The organism is Stenotrophomonas sp. pho (assembly GCF_006228405.1).
GTDB classification, from domain to species: Bacteria; Pseudomonadota; Gammaproteobacteria; order Xanthomonadales; family Xanthomonadaceae; genus Stenotrophomonas; species Stenotrophomonas sepilia.
The window spans coordinates 1,555,154-1,572,662 of sequence record NZ_CP029759.1 but is presented as its reverse complement, the minus strand read 5'-3'; the positions used below and the strand labels follow the sequence as shown (position 1 = coordinate 1,572,662).

At 67.6% G+C, this 17,509-nt stretch carries 20 protein-coding genes; 7 read left to right on the top strand and 13 right to left on the bottom strand.

Annotation, left to right across the window (positions count from 1 at the left end; translation table 11 throughout):
• Positions 1-69: 69 nt before the first annotated feature.
• The gene (locus DL544_RS07370) at positions 70-648 is read left to right on the top strand and encodes a superoxide dismutase (RefSeq protein ID WP_061478549.1); all 579 of its coding nucleotides are present in this window, start codon (positions 70-72) and stop codon (positions 646-648) included.
• Positions 649-723: 75 nt separating this feature from the next.
• Here DL544_RS07370 and DL544_RS07365 read toward each other — a convergent pair whose 3' ends face one another.
• The 3 genes from DL544_RS07365 to purE form a co-directional block, all read right to left on the bottom strand.
• Positions 724-1,065 carry a carboxymuconolactone decarboxylase family protein gene (locus DL544_RS07365; RefSeq protein WP_005415955.1) on the bottom strand — a complete coding sequence of 114 codons (342 nt, stop codon included), beginning with the start codon at positions 1,063-1,065 and terminating at the stop codon, positions 724-726.
• A 125-nt stretch (positions 1,066-1,190) separates the two neighbouring features.
• On the bottom strand, positions 1,191-2,339 hold the full coding sequence (locus DL544_RS07360) for a 5-(carboxyamino)imidazole ribonucleotide synthase (RefSeq protein WP_065177382.1): 1,149 nt from the start codon (positions 2,337-2,339) through the stop codon (positions 1,191-1,193).
• Positions 2,336-2,839 carry a 5-(carboxyamino)imidazole ribonucleotide mutase gene (gene purE / locus DL544_RS07355; RefSeq protein ID WP_005412808.1) on the bottom strand — a complete coding sequence of 168 codons (504 nt, stop codon included), beginning with the start codon at positions 2,837-2,839 and terminating at the stop codon, positions 2,336-2,338. Before purE ends, DL544_RS07360 begins: the two co-directional genes overlap by 4 nt.
• Before the next feature lie 58 nt (positions 2,840-2,897).
• Here purE and DL544_RS07350 point away from each other — a divergent pair, with 58 nt between their 5' ends.
• The 4 genes from DL544_RS07350 to DL544_RS07335 all read left to right on the top strand — a co-directional run bounded on the left by DL544_RS07350 (position 2,898) and on the right by DL544_RS07335 (position 5,602).
• Entirely contained in the window at positions 2,898-3,167 is a 270-nt protein-coding gene (locus tag DL544_RS07350) for a Trm112 family protein (RefSeq protein ID WP_005415953.1), read from the top strand.
• Entirely contained in the window at positions 3,164-4,015 is an 852-nt protein-coding gene (nadC, locus tag DL544_RS07345; RefSeq protein ID WP_005415952.1) for a carboxylating nicotinate-nucleotide diphosphorylase, read from the top strand. The genes DL544_RS07350 and nadC overlap by 4 nt, the downstream gene beginning before the upstream one ends.
• Before the next feature lie 179 nt (positions 4,016-4,194).
• Positions 4,195-5,184 carry a DUF2272 domain-containing protein gene (locus tag DL544_RS07340; RefSeq protein WP_139726946.1) on the top strand — a complete coding sequence of 330 codons (990 nt, stop codon included), beginning with the start codon at positions 4,195-4,197 and terminating at the stop codon, positions 5,182-5,184.
• Positions 5,185-5,251: 67 nt separating this feature from the next.
• The gene (locus tag DL544_RS07335) at positions 5,252-5,602 is read left to right on the top strand and encodes a DUF3301 domain-containing protein (RefSeq protein WP_005415950.1); all 351 of its coding nucleotides are present in this window, start codon (positions 5,252-5,254) and stop codon (positions 5,600-5,602) included.
• Between the two features lie 103 nt (positions 5,603-5,705).
• Here DL544_RS07335 and DL544_RS07330 read toward each other — a convergent pair whose 3' ends face one another.
• The 7 genes from DL544_RS07330 to DL544_RS07300 all read right to left on the bottom strand — a co-directional run bounded on the left by DL544_RS07330 (position 5,706) and on the right by DL544_RS07300 (position 11,727).
• Entirely contained in the window at positions 5,706-6,158 is a 453-nt protein-coding gene (locus tag DL544_RS07330; RefSeq protein WP_005415949.1) for a ClpXP protease specificity-enhancing factor, read from the bottom strand.
• Between the two features lie 84 nt (positions 6,159-6,242).
• Positions 6,243-6,878: a glutathione S-transferase N-terminal domain-containing protein gene (locus DL544_RS07325; RefSeq protein ID WP_139726945.1), complete on the bottom strand. Its 636-nt coding sequence runs from the start codon at positions 6,876-6,878 to the stop codon at positions 6,243-6,245.
• Between the two features lie 134 nt (positions 6,879-7,012).
• A complete protein-coding gene (locus DL544_RS07320; protein WP_049414892.1) occupies positions 7,013-7,762 on the bottom strand; it encodes a cytochrome c1 in 750 nt (249 codons plus the stop codon).
• On the bottom strand, positions 7,755-9,014 hold the full coding sequence (locus DL544_RS07315) for a cytochrome b (RefSeq protein ID WP_049451337.1): 1,260 nt from the start codon (positions 9,012-9,014) through the stop codon (positions 7,755-7,757). Before DL544_RS07315 ends, DL544_RS07320 begins: the two co-directional genes overlap by 8 nt.
• Positions 9,014-9,634 (bottom strand): ubiquinol-cytochrome c reductase iron-sulfur subunit, encoded by a 621-nt coding sequence (gene petA, locus DL544_RS07310; protein WP_004151998.1) that lies wholly within the window; start codon positions 9,632-9,634, stop codon positions 9,014-9,016. The genes DL544_RS07315 and petA overlap by 1 nt, the downstream gene beginning before the upstream one ends.
• 158 nt (positions 9,635-9,792) lie before the next feature.
• Positions 9,793-10,713, bottom strand: a complete 921-nt coding sequence (locus DL544_RS07305) for a lytic transglycosylase domain-containing protein (protein WP_065177385.1) — start codon at positions 10,711-10,713, stop codon at positions 9,793-9,795.
• A 45-nt stretch (positions 10,714-10,758) separates the two neighbouring features.
• Entirely contained in the window at positions 10,759-11,727 is a 969-nt protein-coding gene (locus DL544_RS07300) for a helix-turn-helix transcriptional regulator (protein ID WP_065177386.1), read from the bottom strand.
• An 81-nt stretch (positions 11,728-11,808) separates the two neighbouring features.
• Here DL544_RS07300 and DL544_RS07295 point away from each other — a divergent pair, with 81 nt between their 5' ends.
• Both DL544_RS07295 and miaB read left to right on the top strand, forming a co-directional pair.
• Positions 11,809-12,429 carry a glutathione S-transferase family protein gene (locus DL544_RS07295; RefSeq protein WP_005415942.1) on the top strand — a complete coding sequence of 207 codons (621 nt, stop codon included), beginning with the start codon at positions 11,809-11,811 and terminating at the stop codon, positions 12,427-12,429.
• Positions 12,430-12,746: 317 nt separating this feature from the next.
• Positions 12,747-14,036: a tRNA (N6-isopentenyl adenosine(37)-C2)-methylthiotransferase MiaB gene (gene miaB, locus DL544_RS07290; protein ID WP_255313084.1), complete on the top strand. Its 1,290-nt coding sequence runs from the start codon at positions 12,747-12,749 to the stop codon at positions 14,034-14,036.
• Between the two features lie 78 nt (positions 14,037-14,114).
• Here miaB and DL544_RS07285 read toward each other — a convergent pair whose 3' ends face one another.
• From DL544_RS07285 to DL544_RS07275, 3 genes are read right to left on the bottom strand one after another with little or no spacing between them, the layout of a single operon-like run.
• Complete coding sequence (locus DL544_RS07285; RefSeq protein ID WP_065186104.1) at positions 14,115-15,227, bottom strand: ABC transporter permease; 1,113 nt, start codon at positions 15,225-15,227, stop codon at positions 14,115-14,117.
• Positions 15,224-16,147 (bottom strand): ABC transporter ATP-binding protein, encoded by a 924-nt coding sequence (locus DL544_RS07280; protein WP_065186103.1) that lies wholly within the window; start codon positions 16,145-16,147, stop codon positions 15,224-15,226. Before DL544_RS07280 ends, DL544_RS07285 begins: the two co-directional genes overlap by 4 nt.
• Positions 16,148-16,167: 20 nt before the next feature.
• Entirely contained in the window at positions 16,168-17,124 is a 957-nt protein-coding gene (locus DL544_RS07275; protein ID WP_065186102.1) for an HlyD family secretion protein, read from the bottom strand.
• Positions 17,125-17,509: the final 385 nt, after the last annotated feature.

The window sequence follows — 17,509 nt, the reverse complement described above, 5'->3', positions numbered from 1 at the left end:
TGCCCACGGTAGCCGCCATTGTAAGCGGATGGAACAGGCTACCGCCGTCCCCTGGCCACGAACCTGCCCATGCCCGTCGAATTGCCTGCCCTGCCCTATCTCCCCGGCTCCCTGCAGCCCCACCTGTCCGCGCAGACCGTTGAGTTGCATCACGGCCGCCACCACCGCGCCTACGTTGACGCGGTCAACGCCGGCACTCTCGGCACCGAGTGGGAGGAGGCGTCACTGGAAGAGATCGTGCGCCATGCCCAGGGCACGCTGTTCGATGTGGCCGCCCAGGCCTGGAACCACGGCTTCTATTGGCAGTGCCTGCGCCCGCGCGGCGGCGGCGAGCCGCAGGGCCGGCTGGGCGAGCTGGTCAAGCGCCAGTTCGGTGACGCGCAGCGCCTGCGCGAGGAATTCAACCGCACCGCGCTGGGCCTGTTCGGCTCGGGCTGGGTGTGGCTGGTGCAGCACCCCGGTGGCCAGCTCGGCATCCAGGCCACCCGCAACGCCGGCACGCCACTGACCGGCGAAAGCACCCCGCTGCTGTGCTGCGATGTCTGGGAGCACGCCTACTACACCGATTACCAGAATGATCGCGCGCGTTACCTGGATGCCTTCTGGCAGATGGTCAACTGGGAATTCGCCGAAAGCCAGCTGCGCTGACCGCCTGTAGGGCCGAGCCCATGCTCGGCTGGCCGGACAGCAGCCGAGCATGGGCTCGGCCCTACAGATGAAGCTTCACGCGTTCTCGTGCGCAGCCACCGCGTCCATCACCCGCGCCGAGTACACCAGCGCCGCGCCGGCGTTGAGCGACACCGCCACGCCCAGTGCTTCGGTGATTTCCTCGCGGCTGGCGCCATGCTTCAGCGCAGCGTCCACGTGCACGGTGATGCAGCCGTCGCAGCGGGTGGTCACCGCCACCGCCAATGCGATCAGCTCACGGGTCTTGGCATCCAGATGGTTGGTCTGGGCACCGGCATTGGCCAGGGTGGCGTAGCCCTTGACCGTGTCCGGCGAGAGCTTGCCGATCTCGCCGATGCGGCCCTTCAGTTCCTTGCGGTAGGCATTCCAGTCGAGCATGGTCGTGACTCCTGTGAAAGGAGCTCCACGCTACCACCGGCAATGGTGCGCCGATGCCTGCACCGGCGCGCCACACCGTTGCAGGCATACAAGGTTGTGCCGGCCATTGGCCGGCACGCCCGGGCTCAGCGGTTGCGCAGCGCGTGCACCGCCGGCGCCACCTGGGCCTGGCGGTCCAGCTCCAGGCCGACCTGGTCCAGCGCATCGGCCAATGCAGCGGCATCATCGTCGCGCAACGTGGCGTGGCCGACCTTGCGACCTTCGCGCGGCTCCTTGCCGTAGTCGTGCCAATGGCCACTGGCCTGACCCAGCACCGGCGCCGGATCGGGCATCACGCCCAGCCAGTTCAGCATGCAGGCATGGCCGAGCATGCGGGTGCTGCCCAGCGGCAGGCCCAGCACCGCACGCAGATGGTTCTCGAACTGCGAGGTCTCGCTGCCTTCGATGGTCCAGTGGCCGGAGTTGTGCACGCGCGGTGCCATCTCGTTGGCCAGCAGCTCACCATCACGGCAGAACAGCTCCAGCGCGAACACGCCCACATACTGCAGGTGCTCGGCGACGCGGCGGGCATAGCCGATCGCTGCCTGCTGCTCGGCGTCGGACAGCAGCGCCGGTGCCACGCTGGCCGACAGCACGCCGTCGACATGCCAGTTGCCGGTGACCGGCCAGGCTTCGAAGCTGCCATCGCGGCCACGCACGGCCACCACGCTGACCTCGCGCTGGAAGGCCACGAAGCCTTCCAGGATCAGTCCGGTGCGCTCCACCTGGGCACCGAGCGCATCCCATGCGGCGTCGATGTCAGCTTCGCTGCGCAGGCGGAACTGACCCTTGCCGTCGTAGCCGAGGCGGCGGGTCTTGAGGATGCACGGCAGGCCGAACTCAGCCACCTTCGCCGCCAGCTCGTCGCGGCTGCGGATGTCGGCGAAGGCCGGCAGCGGAATACCCAGCTGCTGGAACAGGGTCTTCTCGCTCAACCGGTCCTGGGCCACCGCCAGCGCGGCCGGCGGCGGATAGACCGGCACGCGGTCGGCCAGGAACTGTGCACTGTCGGCAGGCACGTTCTCAAAATCGAAGGTGACCACATCGACCTTGGCGGCGAAGTCCGCCAAGGCCTGGCGGTCGTCGAAGGCGCCCACGGTGAGCGGCGCCAGCGGGCCGCTGCAGGCGTCGGCGGCCGGGTCGTACAGTTCGAAGCGCAGCCCCAGCGGCGCACCGGCCAGGACCATCATGCGGGCGAGCTGGCCGCCGCCCAGGATGCCGACAGTCAGGCTCATTGGCGCGGATCGTCGTGGGCCATCACGTCTTCGGTCTGGCGTGCACGGAAGGCATCGAGCGCCTGGCCGATCGCCGGCTGGTCGCTGGCCAGCATCGCCGCCGCGAACAGCGCGGCGTTGGAGGCGCCGGCGTTGCCGATGGCGAAGGTGGCGACCGGGATGCCGGCCGGCATCTGCACGATCGACAGAAGGGAATCCATTCCGTTGAGGGCCTTGGACTGCACCGGCACGCCCAGCACCGGCACGGCGGTCTTGGCCGCGATCATGCCCGGCAGGTGCGCGGCCCCGCCGGCACCGGCGATGATCGCGCGCAGGCCACGCGGGCCCGCCTGCTCGGCGTAACTGAACAACACATCCGGCGTCCGATGCGCGGACACCACCTTCACTTCGAACGGAACACCCAGGGCTTCAAGCTTCTGGGCGGCGTGCTGCATGGTTTCCCAGTCGGAACGGGAACCCATGACGATGCCGACAAGCGGCGCGATCGGGTTGGGGGTCATTGGCCGTCACCTGCCTTAAAGACGTATTCTAGCCGTCTTCCACGCAAGACGAAGAACCATGGATCGCAAGCTGCTCGACCTGCTGGTGTCCCCGGACACCCGCCAGCCCCTGTCCCTGCTGGATGGCAAGGGCCTGGAAGCCCTCAACAAGGCCATTTCCGCCGGCACGGTGACCAAGGCCGATGGCAACCCGCTGGCGCAGCCGCTGCGCGAGGCGCTGGTCACCCGTGACCGCAAGCAGGTGTTCCGCGTCGACGACGGCATCCCGGTGCTGCTGGCCGAGGAAGCCATTCCGACCGCCCAGATCGCCGACTTCCCGGCTGCATGAGCACGCTGCCGACGCCGGATGCGGCCGTTGTCGCCGCCGATGTCGCGCGCGCGCTGGCCGAGGACCTGGGCAGCGGTGATGTCACCGCCGCCCTGCTCCCCGACCAGGCCGACAGCGCCTACCTGCTGTGCAAGCAGGATGCGGTGATCGCCGGGCGCCCCTGGTTCGACGCTACCCATCGCGCGCTCGACCCTGACGTGCGCATTGAATGGCACATCGCCGAAGGCGATGCCGTCACCGCCGGCACCGTGCTGGCCCTGCTGCACGGGCGCAGCCGCAGCCTGGTCAGTGCCGAGCGCACTTCGCTGAACTTCCTGCAGACGCTGTCCGGCACCGCGACCACCACTGCTCGCTACGTGGCTGCGGTGGCCGGTACCGGTACCCGCATCCTCGACACCCGCAAGACCCTGCCCGGCCTGCGCCTGGCGCAGAAGTACGCGGTGCGCTGCGGCGGCGGCGAGAACCACCGCTTCGGCCTGTACGACACGGTGATGCTGAAGGAGAACCACATCCGCGCCGCCGGTTCGCTGGCCGCGGCGGTGGCCGCCGCACGCCGGCAGTGGCCTGCGCTGCCACTGGTGGTCGAGGTCGAAGACCTGGCACAGCTGCGCCAGGCGCTCGAAGCCGGTTGCGAACGCATCCTGCTGGATGACTTCAGTCCCGACCTGCGCCGCGAGGCGGTGCGCATCACCGCCGGACGCATTCCGCTGGAAGTCTCCGGCAGCGTCGGCCTGGGCGGCCTGCGCTCGATCGCTGAGGATGGCGTCGATTGCATCTCCATCGGCGGACTGACCAAGCATGTGCAGGCCATCGATCTGTCGTTGAAGCTGGGCCCGCCGCCGGCTTGAGGCCTACGGGACCTTGTAGAGCCGAGCCCACGCTCGGCTGCTTCTCGATCTGCGGCGCGCCCGGCACCCGCTTTGCGCGATGAGCCGAGCGTAGGCTCGGCTCTACACGACCCGGGCGCCTTCACGGCTCGGCTACGCCAGCCTCTGCGACGCTGCGGGCATCCCCACAGGAGCCGCGCATGCGCCGGATGCTCTTGCCTGCCTGTCTGCTGCTCGCGGCAGCCCCCTTGTCCGCCGCAGCCGCTGAAGCCTGCGATGTCCCTCCCCGCTTCGGCCTGAGCCCATTGGCGGTGGCCATCCGCAATACCGCCTGCAACGAGCACCGGTTGTGGTTCCGGCCCTTCATCGATCGCGATGGCCGCGCCGCCAGCCTCAGCGTCACCGAAGCCGAAAGCGATCACCTGGCCGACAACGGCCTGATCGCCTGGCAGCGCGTGGCCGGCTACTGGCGCAACAGCGGCACGCTCAATGCGATGGGCAGCATCGCCGGCGCCAGCAGCTGTCTGGCACCACTGGGCACGCGCTACACCGACAGCGACTGCCGCGCGTTCCTGATCGACAACCCGTGGTCGGCCGCTTTCATTTCCTGGGTGATGGTGCAGGCCGGCGTTCCCGGCTTCAACACGTCGCCGCGCCACATCGACTACATCCGTGCCGCGTACCAGAGCGGCCCCTCGGGCGTGCCGTACCGGCTGGTCGACCCGGCCACGGCCAAGCCCGCGCCAGGTGATCTGCTGTGCTTCCTGCGCGACCGCAGCACGACGCTCAGCTACAGCGGGCTGGTGCAGGCGCTGGGCAACGGTTCGGTGGGCCACTGGAAATCGCATTGCGAAGTGGTGGTGGCTGCCAACCTGGGGGGCGACCAGACCCTGTACCTGGTCGGTGGCAACGTGATGAACACCGTGGCGATGCGCCTGCTGCCGCTGGACCGTACCGGATTGATCAAGCTGCCCCCGGCACGCGAACGCAACAGCACCGGCATCGAGCCCAGCTGCACGCCGGGCCGCGAGGACGAATGCAGCTTCAACCGCCAGGACTGGGCGGCCCTGCTGCAGTTGACCGCGACCGCGCCATTGGTGATGCCGTCACCCTCCGCAGCGCCGATGCAGGCCGTACCGGCCAACGCGCCCGCAGCGCCGACGACGGGCCAGCCACCGCCGAGGCGGTGATACCCGTGCTTGATCCAGCGCACGTTCGCCGCCATCTTTGCCGGATCGACCTCTGACGGCTGACGCCATGCCTACCCTGCTGCTGTTGTTGATTGCCGGCGGAATCATCTACTTCTTCTGGAACGCCGCACGCTCGGCCGCCGAGCGCGCGGTCGAGCTGGGACGCAATGCCTGCCGCGCCGCCGACGTGCAGTGGCTGGACCAGGCGGTGCACGCCACCGGCCTGCGACTGTCGCGTGGCGAAGATGGCCGGCTCGGTTTCGAGCGCACCTTCAAGTTCGAGTATTCCTACGATGGCATCGATCGCCACGTGGGCCGCATGGTGCTGCGTGGCGACCAGCTGATCTCGTTCACCGGCCCCGGTGCCGCGCGGATCAGCCAGATCCGGCCGGATGTGGAGGATGCCGAGGATGTGTAAGAACTGAAGGTGTGCCGACCAACGGTCGGCACCCACACAATTCCGGCACCCACCGCCAAACGGGCAAAGAAAAACGCCGCCCATCGGGGCGGCGTCGGAAGGGTTACTTGACCACGCGCAGGTTCGGGCGGCCCTTCGGCGGCGGACTGGCCGGCGGCGTGTCGTCCGGCGGCGTGCCTTCCTCGTGCAGCAGCTCATCGCGGGTCGGTGCGGTTTCGTTGCCCGGAATGTCATCCGGCAATGCCATGCCCTGCCCGGTCTCGCGGGCGTAGACCGCCAGCACGGCGCTGATCGGCACCTGCACCGGGTAGCTGGTTCCGGAGAAGCGGGCCGAGAAGCTCACCATTTCGTTGTCGATCATCAGCCGCACCACGGCACGTTCGGCGATGTTGAGCACGACCCGGCCATCCTTGACCGCCGAAGGCGGGACCTGCACGCCGGGGACGCCGGCGTCGACCAGGATGTGCGGGGTCAGCTGGTTGTCGTTGATCCATTCCACCAGCGCCCGCAGCAGGTACGGGCGGTGGCTGGTCATGTGGAAGAAGTCTTCGGTCATGCGTGAAGTGTACGCGCCCGGCGCCCCGCCGGGGCGGATCGTCTGCACGCCGGTCGGCGTGCAGACGGGTAACGCGGGGCCGGATCAGACCGGCAGGTCGCGCAGTTTCTTTTCCTGCTCGGTCAGGCTGCGGACAAATCCCGGATGGCGGAAGATGCGGTTGCCGTAGTCCTCGATCGCCTTGCCGTCCTTCGGCAGCGGCACATCCAGCGACTGCAGGCGCCAGATGATCGGCGCCATCGCGCAGTCGGCCAGGCTCATTTCCGGGTTGAGGAAGAACTTGCTGGCCTTGAACAGCGGCAGCGAGGCGGTCAGCAGTTCCTTCAGGCGCTTGCGCCCGGCCTCGACCTGGGTCTTGTTGCCCAGCTGGACGGCCTGCACCTGCGGCACCCAGTCGTGCTCGATGCGGAGCATGGCCAGGCGGATGCGTGCACGCGACAACGGGTCGACCGGCATCAGTGGCGGATGCGGGTAGCGCTCATCCAGGTACTCGCTGACCACCGATGCGGCGTACAGCACCAGCTCGCGTTCGACCAGGGTCGGCACCGAGTGGTACGGATTGAGGTCGATCAGGTCTTCAGGCGGGTTCTGCGGATCGACCGGAACGAAGTCGAAGGTGACGCCCTTGGCCGCCAGGACCAGGCGTACACGGTGGCACAGTACGTCGTCGTTCGAGGAAAACAGCGTCAGTGTATTGCGCATGCGTACGCTCGCCGCCATCAAAGGCTCTCCCACGACAGGAGACCGCCTGCCGCATCGGCGCCGCCGGCACCGTGCCAGCGGTCGACTCCTCCCCGAGTGTGCAACCGACCATCACAAAAGCCAATAGGCCCATGCGATGGCCGGTGGCAGAATCAGTGAACGTCCTTCCAGTATTCCTTCTTCAGCAGGTACAGCAGGAAGGTCAGCAGGGCCAGGAACAGGATCACCCACACGCCCAGCTGCTGGCGCTTGAGTGCGGCCGGTTCGCCGGCGTATTCGAGGAAGTTGGTGATGTCCCGCACGGCCTGGTCGTACTGCCCGGCGTCCACCGATCCCGGCGTTTCAATCTTCAGGCCGGTCACCGGCGGGTCCATACCGGGCGCTTCCGCCTTGCCGTGCACCGCATGCTGCAGCCCCTGCATCTCCCACAGCGGGTTGGGCATGGAGGCGTTGGCGAACAGCGCGTTGTTCCAGCCCAGCGGGCGGCTGCTGTCCAGATAGAACGACTTGAGATAGGTATAGACCCAGTCGCTGCCACGCACACGCGCGATCAGGCTGAGATCGGGCGGCATCTTGCCGAACCACTTCTCCGCGTTTTCCTTGGGCATCGCCACCGGGATCGGGTCGCCGATCGCCGAGCCGGTGAAGTTGAGGTTGTTCATCACCTCTTCTTCGGTCAGGCCCAGGTCCTGCGCCATCCGCGAGTAGCGCAGGTACTTCAGCGCGTGGCAGCCGGAGCAGTAGTTCATGTACAGCTGCGCACCCCGCTGCAGCGAGGCGCGGTCACCGAGGTCGTTGCCGGCCTGCAGCAGCTTGGTGCCGCCCTCGGCGGCGGAGGCCAGGAAACTGCCCAGCATCAGGGTGGCCGTCAGGGCCAGCCGGACCATCCAGCGCTCAGTCATGCGTGGTCACCCTCTCCGGTACCGGCTTGGTCTTGTCCAACCTTGTCCATAGCGGCATGGTGATGAAGAACGCGAAGTACAGGAAGGTCAGCACCCGCCCGATGTAGGTTTCATGCACGTCGGTGCCCGGGCCGGAGCCGATCACGCCCAGCCACACGAAGCACACCGCCAGCACGCCCAGCATCACCTTCGAGATCCAGCCGCGGTAGCGCACCGACTTCACCCTGGCCTTGTCCAGCCACGGCACCAGGAACAGGATCGCAATGGCCGAGAACATCACCAGCACGCCACCGAGCTTGTTCGGTACCACGCGCAACATCGCGTAGTAAGGCGTGTAGTACCAGACCGGCTTGATGTGTTCGGGGGTCACCAGGCGGTTGGCCTCGGTGAAGTTGTCGTGTTCCAGGAACAGGCCGCCGAAGCCCGGTGCGAAGAAGATGATGAAGGCGGCGATGATCAGAAGGAAGCCGGCGCCGACACCATCCTTGAGCGTGTAGTACGGATGGAACGGAATACCGTCGGCCGGAGCATTCGGCGACCAGCGGTTGCCCTTCGGCCCCTTCTTGATCTCCACGCCATCGGGGTTGTTCGACCCCACTTCGTGCAGCGCGCCCAGATGCAGCACCACCAGCAACAGCAGCACCAGCGGCAGTGCGATGACGTGCAGCGCGAAGAAGCGGTTGAGCGTGGCGTCACTGGGCAGGTAGTCGCCCATGATCCATTCGGTCAGGCCGTTGCCGATCACCGGTATCGCGCCGAACAGCGAGATGATCACTTTGGCGCCCCAGAACGACATCTGGCCCCACGGCAGCACATAGCCCATGAAGGCCTCGGCCATCAGCACCAGGTAGATCAGCATGCCCAGGATCCACACCAGCTCGCGCGGCTTCTGGTAGCTGCCGTACAGCAGGCCGCGGAACATGTGCAGGTAGACCACGATGAAGAAAAGCGAGGCGCCGGTGGAGTGCATGTAGCGGATCAGCCAGCCCCACTCCACATCACGCATGATGTATTCGATGGAGCCGAACGCCTCGGCGGCGCTGGTCTTGTAGTGCATCGTCAGGAAGATGCCGGTGACGATCTGGTTGACCAGCACCAGCAGTGCCAGCGAACCGAAGTAGTACCAGATGTTGAAGTTCTTCGGCGCGTAATACTCGGTAACGTGCTTGCGGTAGACCGGCATCAGGCCCGGCGCGCGGGCATTGACCCAGTCGGCGACGCCGCTGGCGGTACGGGCGAGGATATTGGCCATCAGGCTGCCCCCTGCGGATCGACACCGATGATGATGGTGTTGTCGTCCTGGTAATGGTGCGCGGGCACCTTCAGGTTGATCGGTGCCGGCACATCCTTGAAGACGCGGCCGGACATGTCGAAGCGCGACTTGTGGCAGGGGCAGAAGTAGCCCCCCTTCCACTGCGGGTCGTAGGGCTCAGGCCGGATCTCGGCGACCATTTCCGGCGAGCAGCCCAGGTGCGTGCACAGGCCGACCAGCACGGAGATGTCCGGCTTGATCGAGCGCAGCTCGGGGTTCTGCTTCAGCACGTAGTCCGGCTGCTGGTCCTTCTCGCCGGACTCGGGGTCCTTGAGGCGGCCATCCAGCCCGTGCAGTGCATCCAGGATCGCCTTGGACCGCTTGACGATCCAGATCGGCTGGCCACGCCACTCCACGATCAGGCGTTGGCCTTCCTGCAGGGCGCTGATGTCGGCCACCACCGGTGCACCGGCAAGCTTGGCACGGGCACTGGGGTTCCAGGATTTGATGAAAGGAACGGCGGTGAATCCGACGCCGACGGCGCCAACCACAGCAGTGGTGGCAGAAAGAAAACGCCGACGTCCGGTGTTGACTGGATCGTGTACCCCATCGTTGGCCATCCGGCACTCCGATATTGATTAGGTAGCTTTAAGGCTGCCAGCGGATCCGGTGGGGGCCAGAGCCGCATTGAATCATGGGCGAGTGTAGCGGAACCGTCGCGCGCCACACAACGCATTGCAACAACATTGATTACGGGGTTGCCGGCCAGCGGCCGGCACTACTGGTGTGTCAATGCGGTGCGGTAACGCTCGGCCAGCTGTCCGACCCGGCGCACGTAGTACTGGGTCTCGCTGTAGGGCGGCACGCCACCGTGGCGGTCGACCGCGCCTTCGCCGGCGTTGTAGCCGGCCGCAGCCAGGGTCAGGTCGCCATTGAAGCGCTTCAGCAACCACGCAAGATACTGCACGCCACCACGGATGTTCTGCGCGGCATCGTAGGAATCGCTGACCCCGAAGCGGGCTGCGGTCGGCGGCATCAGCTGCATCAGGCCCTGCGCGCCGGCGCGGCTGAGCGCGGTCGGGTTGTAGGCCGACTCGGCGTGGATGATGGCGCGCACCACGGCTTCTTCGACGCCGAACTCGCGTGCGGCCGAGGTGATCTCGGTCTGGAACGCGGTGGTGTTCAAGCGCACCGAACCGAAGTCCACGCGTGGGTTGACGCCACAGGCATAACAGCGCTCCATGAAACTGTAGCGGATGGTACGCACCGGGCCGAGGTTGGCGACCTGGGTCGGCCGCGCACTGGTGTAGTGGCGCACCCCATCCTTCATGAAGGAGTAGACCTGGCCGCTGACCATCCGCCCGGCCCGCGAGGCCGTCGGTACCGCGGCAGGCGCGGGTGCAGCAGGCGTCGGCGCGACTGCAGCGGGCGCAGCGGCGCTGGCCGCCACGGCGACCGGATTGCGTTCGATGCTGGCCACCGAGGTCGGCGCAGGCTTCGATGCGGCCACCACGGGGCGCGGTGCCGGGCGGGTATCGCGGCTGTAGCTGATGCTGCTGCAGCGCGCGCCGGCCACTCGCTTGCTCACGTAGCTGGTGACCCCGTCGGCGCCCTGGCACTTGTACAGGGTGCCAGCGCTGGCCGGCGCAGCGGTCAGCGCAGCGATGATGATCGCCGTTGTCCCCAGTATCCCCTTCATGCCGCGAGTGTCCCAGCTTCGCCGGGGCTTGCCAAGCGATGTGGCTCAGCCTGTGACCGGCGGCACAGCCAGCACCTGGCCCAATCCGGTCAAACGCTGTGCCAGCTCATCGCGCAGGCCCGGCGGTGTGGTCCACAACGCCACCGGCACCCGGTCCAGGCTGAGGATCTGCGCCAGCATCATGCCGCGGCTCTCGGCGCCCATGCGCAACAGGCAATGGTCGGCACCATCAGCCTCCAGCACACCACACCACGGCGGGATGCGCCCTTCCAGCTCGGTGCGGCTGCCGGCCAGGCGGACAATGGCCTGCAGCGCGAAGGGCGCCTGGCTGACCGCCTGCCGCACCATCACGTCCGGGGGCGCGGGCGGGCGCCGATGCATGCCCGGCCCGGCGCATTCGCGCACCGCGCCCATCCGGTCCACGCGCAGGGTGCGCCAGTCCTGGCGGCCCAGGTCCCAGGCCAGCAGGTACCAGCGCCGCCCATAGTTGACCAGGTGCTGCGCCTCGACCTCGCGCTGGGTCACCTCCTCCTGCGCACTGCGGTACTCGAAGGCCAGCCGTGACGCCTGCCGGCAGTGCTGGGCCAGCCGTCCCAGCAGGCGTGCGTCGGTGGAGGGAAGGTCGGACAGGGTGGCCGTCGCCGCATGCACCTCGCCGGCCTGCCGCCGGCGACGGGTGGGGACCAGCGGATCGAGCTTGGACAGCAGGCCCCGCGCGGTGTCGTCGATGCCAGCGACGGTCGCGGACGCGGCACGCAGGGCGATCGCCAGGGTCGTCGCCTCGTCCTCGTCCAGCAGCATCGGCAGCACCGGTGCCCCTGCCCCGAGCTGATAGCCGCCGCCGACCCCCGATGAGGCCCGCACCGGATAGCCCAGTTCGCGCAGGCGTTCGATATCACGGCGGATACTGCGCCGGTCCACGCCCATGCGCTCGGCCAGCTCAGCCCCGGACCACTGGCGGCGGGCCTGCAGCAGGGCGATCAGGCGCAGCAGTCGATGGGCGGTATGGCGCATGAAGAATCGAGGACAGAAGTCGTCCGCAATAGTGCCTCAGGATGGCTTCCAGTTCACCCACCCACCGCAAGGAGCAATGCCATGAACTCACGCCAGATCACCCTGTACCACGCCGCCAGATCCCGTTCGAGCGGCGCCGTGGCCCTGCTCGAAGCGCTGGGTGCCGACTACCGCATGCAGGTGCTGGACCTGAAGGCCGGTGCCAACCTGGCCCCGGCCTATCTGGCCATCAACCCGATGGGCAAGGTGCCGGCCATCGTCCACAACGGCGCACTGGTGACCGAGCAGGTCGCCATTTATCTGTACCTGGCCGACCTGTATCCGGAGGCCGGGCTGGCCCCGCCGATCGGCGACGCCCTGCGCGGCCCCTACCTGCGCTGGATGGCCTTCTACGGTGCCTGTTTCGAGCCGGCGATGATCGACAAGGCGATGCACCGCGAGCCGCCGCCGCGCCTGATGTCGCCGTACAACGACGCCGAGACCGTGCTGCAGGTGGTCGAGGCCCAGCTGGCGCAGGGCCCGTACCTGCTCGGCGAGACGATGAGTGCCGCCGACGTGCTGTGGGGCAATGCGCTGGCCTGGACCACGGCCTTCGGCCTGGTGCAGCCTGCGCCGGCCACGGCTGATTACATCGCACGGATGAGCGCGATGACCGCCTTCGACCGTTCGCGGCAGATCGATGCGGAGCTGGCGGCCGCGTAAGCAGCCCCCCCTTGTAGAGCCGAGCCCGCGCTCGGCTGCTCTTCCCGCTTCCCATGGGGCAGCAGCCTGGCATGGCCTGGCTCTACTGAAGCCAGCCGAGCGTGGGCTCGGCTCTACAAGGGCGCGGCGGCTGGCGCGGGATGCGGGTAGAATTGCCCGCTTTCCCGCCACCCGAATGGATTAAGCGCCATGACCGGGACGCCAGACGTCTTTCCGCCCGCCACGCCGGGCGGTACCCGCTCGTTGCCCTGCCCGCTGGTCCGCGCAAGCCTGACCAGGTCAAGGGCAAGCTGTACATCAAGACCCACGGTTGCCAGATGAACGAGTACGACTCGGCCAAGATGGCCGACGTGCTTGCCGCCAGCGATGGCCTGGAACTGACCGACAGCCCGGACGACGCCGACGTCATCCTGGTCAACACCTGCTCCATCCGCGAGAAGGCGCAGGAGAAGGTGTTCAGCCAACTCGGCGTGTGGAAGGGCCTGAAGAACAAGGGCCGCGAGGTCATCATCGGCGTGGGCGGCTGCGTTGCCTCGCAGGAAGGCGAAGCGATCATCAAGCGCGCCCCGTTCGTGGACCTTGTGTTCGGTCCGCAGACCCTGCATCGCCTGCCGGAACTGATCCGCGCACGCCGCGAGCAGAAGCGCCCGCAGGTGGACATCAGCTTCCCCGAGATCGAGAAGTTCGACCGCCTGCCCGAGCCACGCGCCGAAGGTGCCTCGGCGTTCGTGTCGATCATGGAAGGCTGTTCCAAGTACTGCTCGTTCTGCGTGGTGCCTTACACCCGCGGCACCGAAGTCAGCCGCCCGTTCGAGGACGTGGTGGTGGAAGTGGCGCAGCTCGCCGCGCAGGGCGTGCGCGAGATCAACCTGCTCGGCCAGAACGTCAACGCCTATCGCGGCCCGTATGGAGACGGTGAGTTTGCCGACCTCGGCCTGCTGATCCGCACCATCGCCGAGATCGATGGGGTCGGCCGCATCCGCTTCACCACCTCGCACCCGCTCGAGTTCAGCGATTCGCTGATCGATGCGTTCCGCGACGTTCCGCAGCTGGCCAACTTCCTGCACCTGCCGGTGCAGGCCGGCAGCGACCGCGTGCTGTCGGCGATGAAGCGCGGCTACACCGCGCTGGAATTCAAGTCGAAGATCCGCAAGCTGCGCGCGGTGCGCCCGGACATTTCAATCAGCTCGGACTTCATCGTCGGCTTCCCCGGCGAGACCGATGCCGACTTCGAGAAGACCATGAAGCTGATCGAGGACATCGGCTTCGACCACAGTTTCTCCTTCATCTATTCGCGTCGACCGGGTACGCCGGCGGCCGATCTGGAGGACACGATCAGCGATGCCGAGAAGCATGCGCGCCTGTCGCGCCTGCAGGAGCGCATCAATGCGCACGCCGCCAGCATCTCGGAGAAGATGGTCGGTACCGTGCAGACCGTGCTGGTGGAAGGGCCGTCGCGCAAGAACCCGAACGAGCTGACCGGCAAGACCGAGAACATGCGGTCGGTGAATTTCCCGGCGCCTGCGCGCCTGATCGGGCAGTTCGTGGATGTGGTGATCACCGAAGCGCTGACCAATTCGCTGCGCGCACGGGTGGTGGCGGAATAAGGTCCGGGTGTGCCGACAACGGTCGGCGCCCACCGGAAATGATGCCGGCCAGCGGCCGGCACTACCGAATGACAGGCCTCAATCCAGGCGCTTGCGGAAACGCAGGATCGCCAGGGTCATCATCACCACGATGAAGGCCAGCAGCGCCAGTGCGTCGTGCCACAGCTCCCACAGCGAGGCGCCGCGCAGCATGATGCCGCGCACCAGGCGCAGGAAGTGGGTCAGCGGCAGCACTTCGGCCAGCCACTGCACCGTCCGCGGCATGCCGGCGAACGGGAACATGAAGCCCGACAGCAGGATCGACGGCAGGAACAGGAACAGGGTCATCTGCATCGCCTGGAACTGCGAACGCGCGCGCGTGGAGATCAGCAGGCCCAGCGCCAGGTTGGCCAGCACCAGCAGCACCGCGGCCAGGTAGATGTCGAGCAGGCTGCCGCGAATCGGCACCTGGAACAGCCAGGTGCCCAGCACCAGCACCAGCGTGGTCTGCAGCAGACCGATCGCTGCATAGGGCAGCACCTTGCCGACCATCAGTTCGCTGCGCGATACCGGCGTGGCGATCAGCAGTTCCATGTTGCCGCGCTCGCGTTCGCGCACCACCGCCACCGCCGTGAACATCACCAGGGTCATGGTCAGGATCACCCCGATCAGGCCGGGCACGATGTTCACCGCCGAGCGCCGTTGCGGGTTGTAGAAACTGGTCACGCTGACCTGGCCACCGGCAATGCTGCCTTCGCGCAGCGGCCGCGTATTGCTGGTCGGGCGCGTATCCAGTGGCACCTGCGCCAGCTGGATCGCCGCACTCTGCACCACGGTGTCGCTGCCATCGACCAGCACCTGTACCGCTTCGCGTCCATCGAAGCGGCGACGCTCGAAGTCGGCCGGCACCACGATGCCGACGCTGATCTCGCCGCGGCGCAGCGCCTGCATCAGCTGGTCCGGCGTGTAGGCCTCGCTGCGTGGCGTGATCACGCCGGTGGCGACCATGACCTGCACCAGCGCGCGTGAGGCGGCGCTGTTGGCCTGGTCGGCGATACCCGCATCGAGGTGGCGCAGGTTGAGGTTGATCGCATACCCGAACAGCAGCAGTTGCATCACCGGAATGCCGACGATCATCGCCAGCGTGATGCGGTCGCGGCGCAGCTGCCGCAGCTCCTTGAGCATGATCGCCCACAGCCTGCGCAGGTTCATGCCGCTGGCTCCCTGCCACGGCCACGGGTGGCGGCCACGAACACGTCTTCCAGGTTCGGCGCCACCTTCTCGATGCTGGCCTGCGGGTCAGCACTGGCCAGCGCACGGCCCAGCACTGCGATGTCCGCCGCTCCCTCATTGCACAGCACACGCAGATGGGTGCCGATCTGCGCCACGCTCAGCACGCCGGGCAGCTCGGCCAGCACGCGGCTGGCCTGGCGTGGCTGCGATGACGTGACCTGCAGCGTGCGTCCTTGCAGCCGTGAACAGAGCTCGGCCGGCGTGCCGTCGGCCACCAGTGCGCCGCGATCAAGGATCGCCAGGCGATGGCAGCGCTCGGCTTCGTCCATGTAATGGGTCGACACCAGCACCGTGGTTCCCGCGTCGGCCAGTTCGAACAGGGCCTCCCAGAAGTCGCGGCGCGATTCCGGGTCGACCGCGCTGGTCGGCTCATCCAGGAACAGCAGTTCGGGCGAATGCACCACGGCGCCGGCCAGGGCCAGGCGCTGCTTCTGCCCGCCGCTGAGCGTACCGGCCAGCTGCGACTGCCGGTCCTGCAACCGGTACTGCTGCAGCAGCGCATCGACCCGTTGCCGGGCCTGGTTGCGCGGCAGGTCCTGGATGGCGGCGAGGAATTCCAGGTTCTCGCGTACCGACAGGTCTTCGTACAGCGAGAAGCGCTGGGTCATGTAGCCGATGCGCCGGCGCAGTGCTTCGGCCTGCTCGGGAACCGCCAGGCCCAGCACCTCGATCTGCCCCGCACTGGGTTCCAGCAGGCCGCACAGCATGCGGATGGTGGTCGACTTGCCTGACCCGTTCGGGCCCAGGAAGCCGTACACCTGCCCGCGCGGGACGGTCAGGTCGACCTTGTCCACGGCCAGCAGTTCACCGAAGCGGCGAGTCAGGCCCTGCGCATGCACCGCGATGTCCGCACCGGTGTTCAGAAGCGCACCTGCACCGGCAGTCCGGCCGGAAGCTTCTGCATGTCGCTGGCTGCATCCACGTCGATCTCGGCGAGGTAGCTCAGGCGCTCGACGTCATCGCCGGTCAGTGCGTAGTACGGGGTGAATGAAGGCTCGCTGCGGATCGCGCGCACATGGCCCTTCAGTACGGTGCCCCCTCCCTCCAGCTGTATCTGCGCTGGCTGACCGACCTTGACCTGCAGGCGCAGCGGCTGTGGCAGGTAGACGCGCGCATAGGGGCGCTCGCCGACCAGCATCACCGCCAGCGGCGCCCCGATCGGTGCCTGGTCACCCTGCCGGTAGGGCAAGGCATCGATCACGCCATCGCGCGGTGCGCGCAGCTGCAGCTTCTGCAGGTTGACGCCCTGCACCACCTGCTGCGCCTGTGCGGCGTCGGCGGCCGCCTGGCCCTGGGCGATGTCCTGCGCGCGACTGCCGTGCACCCGTTCCAGCCAGGCCTGCTCGGCGGCACGCGCGCTGGCCGCGGCATGGCCGGCGGCCGCCCGTGCACGGTCCAGCTCGGCGGCGGCGATCAGGCGCTGGCGTGCCAATGGCTGCACCCGACGATAGTAGGCAGTGGCTTCAGAAGACTGCGCGCGCAACGCGGCCAGTTGTGCCTGGGCCTGTGCGATCTGTTCCTGGCGAGGGCCGAGCTTCAGCTCTTCCAGCTGGGCCTGCGCGCGCGCCGTGTCGGCCTGCGCCGCCGCGAACTGCGCGTCGCCGCGGGCGGGATCGAGCTGCATCAGCACGGCCCCGGCCTTGACCCGCTGGCCCTCGCGCACCTCCACCGTGGCGATCACCTCGGCCGCCGGCGCCGGCACCGTGATCCGGTCCCACTCCAGCGTGCCCAGCGCCGTTGGCGTTGACTGCCCACAGCCCGCCAGCAGGCCGATGCCCGCCAGCCCGAGTCCACGCATCCCGTTACCGATGCCCATGCCATCCCCTCCTGCGACGGCGACACGGTGCCACCTGCCCCGTGCACCCTCAATGATTCCGATCAGCCCTGACGGTTTTTTCGCCACGTACGGGCGAGCCTTTTGCTGCAAGGTTCCTCGCCACCTATCCACAGCTTGATTCAGCATCATTCCACAGCCGGTGTGGAGAACCGGACGGGGGCGGCCGTACTGGCTGCCTGGCAGCGGAAGATGCGCTGCCGTCACAGGACCCGGCCGACCGTGACGGTTTTTTCACCACCGCCTCATACGCCTTGTGGCACAAGCACTGCGAAGGCCTATCCACAGCTTTTCGCGCCCTCCGTCCACACCGGGTGTGGAAAACCGCGTATCGGCCCGCCGCTGGCCGCATGCCCGGTACGCGCGT

Coding starts and splice junctions, on each gene's coding strand:
- DL544_RS07340 (WP_139726946.1), top strand. CDS start 4,195: ATGCGCCGGATGCTCTTGCCTGCCTGTCTGCTGCTCGCGGCAGCCCCC.
- petA (WP_004151998.1), bottom strand. CDS start 9,634: ATGGCCAACGATGGGGTACACGATCCAGTCAACACCGGACGTCGGCGT.
- nadC (WP_005415952.1), top strand. CDS start 3,164: ATGAGCACGCTGCCGACGCCGGATGCGGCCGTTGTCGCCGCCGATGTC.
- DL544_RS07320 (WP_049414892.1), bottom strand. CDS start 7,762: ATGACTGAGCGCTGGATGGTCCGGCTGGCCCTGACGGCCACCCTGATG.
- DL544_RS07350 (WP_005415953.1), top strand. CDS start 2,898: ATGGATCGCAAGCTGCTCGACCTGCTGGTGTCCCCGGACACCCGCCAG.
- DL544_RS07300 (WP_065177386.1), bottom strand. CDS start 11,727: ATGCGCCATACCGCCCATCGACTGCTGCGCCTGATCGCCCTGCTGCAG.
- DL544_RS07305 (WP_065177385.1), bottom strand. CDS start 10,713: ATGAAGGGGATACTGGGGACAACGGCGATCATCATCGCTGCGCTGACC.
- DL544_RS07370 (WP_061478549.1), top strand. CDS start 70: ATGCCCGTCGAATTGCCTGCCCTGCCCTATCTCCCCGGCTCCCTGCAG.
- miaB (WP_255313084.1), top strand. CDS start 12,747: ATGAACGAGTACGACTCGGCCAAGATGGCCGACGTGCTTGCCGCCAGC.
- DL544_RS07275 (WP_065186102.1), bottom strand. CDS start 17,124: ATGGGCATCGGTAACGGGATGCGTGGACTCGGGCTGGCGGGCATCGGC.
- DL544_RS07315 (WP_049451337.1), bottom strand. CDS start 9,014: ATGGCCAATATCCTCGCCCGTACCGCCAGCGGCGTCGCCGACTGGGTC.
- DL544_RS07360 (WP_065177382.1), bottom strand. CDS start 2,339: ATGAGCCTGACTGTCGGCATCCTGGGCGGCGGCCAGCTCGCCCGCATG.
- DL544_RS07335 (WP_005415950.1), top strand. CDS start 5,252: ATGCCTACCCTGCTGCTGTTGTTGATTGCCGGCGGAATCATCTACTTC.
- purE (WP_005412808.1), bottom strand. CDS start 2,839: ATGACCCCCAACCCGATCGCGCCGCTTGTCGGCATCGTCATGGGTTCC.
- DL544_RS07285 (WP_065186104.1), bottom strand. CDS start 15,227: ATGAACCTGCGCAGGCTGTGGGCGATCATGCTCAAGGAGCTGCGGCAG.
- DL544_RS07325 (WP_139726945.1), bottom strand. CDS start 6,878: ATGGCGGCGAGCGTACGCATGCGCAATACACTGACGCTGTTTTCCTCG.
- DL544_RS07330 (WP_005415949.1), bottom strand. CDS start 6,158: ATGACCGAAGACTTCTTCCACATGACCAGCCACCGCCCGTACCTGCTG.
- DL544_RS07295 (WP_005415942.1), top strand. CDS start 11,809: ATGAACTCACGCCAGATCACCCTGTACCACGCCGCCAGATCCCGTTCG.
- DL544_RS07365 (WP_005415955.1), bottom strand. CDS start 1,065: ATGCTCGACTGGAATGCCTACCGCAAGGAACTGAAGGGCCGCATCGGC.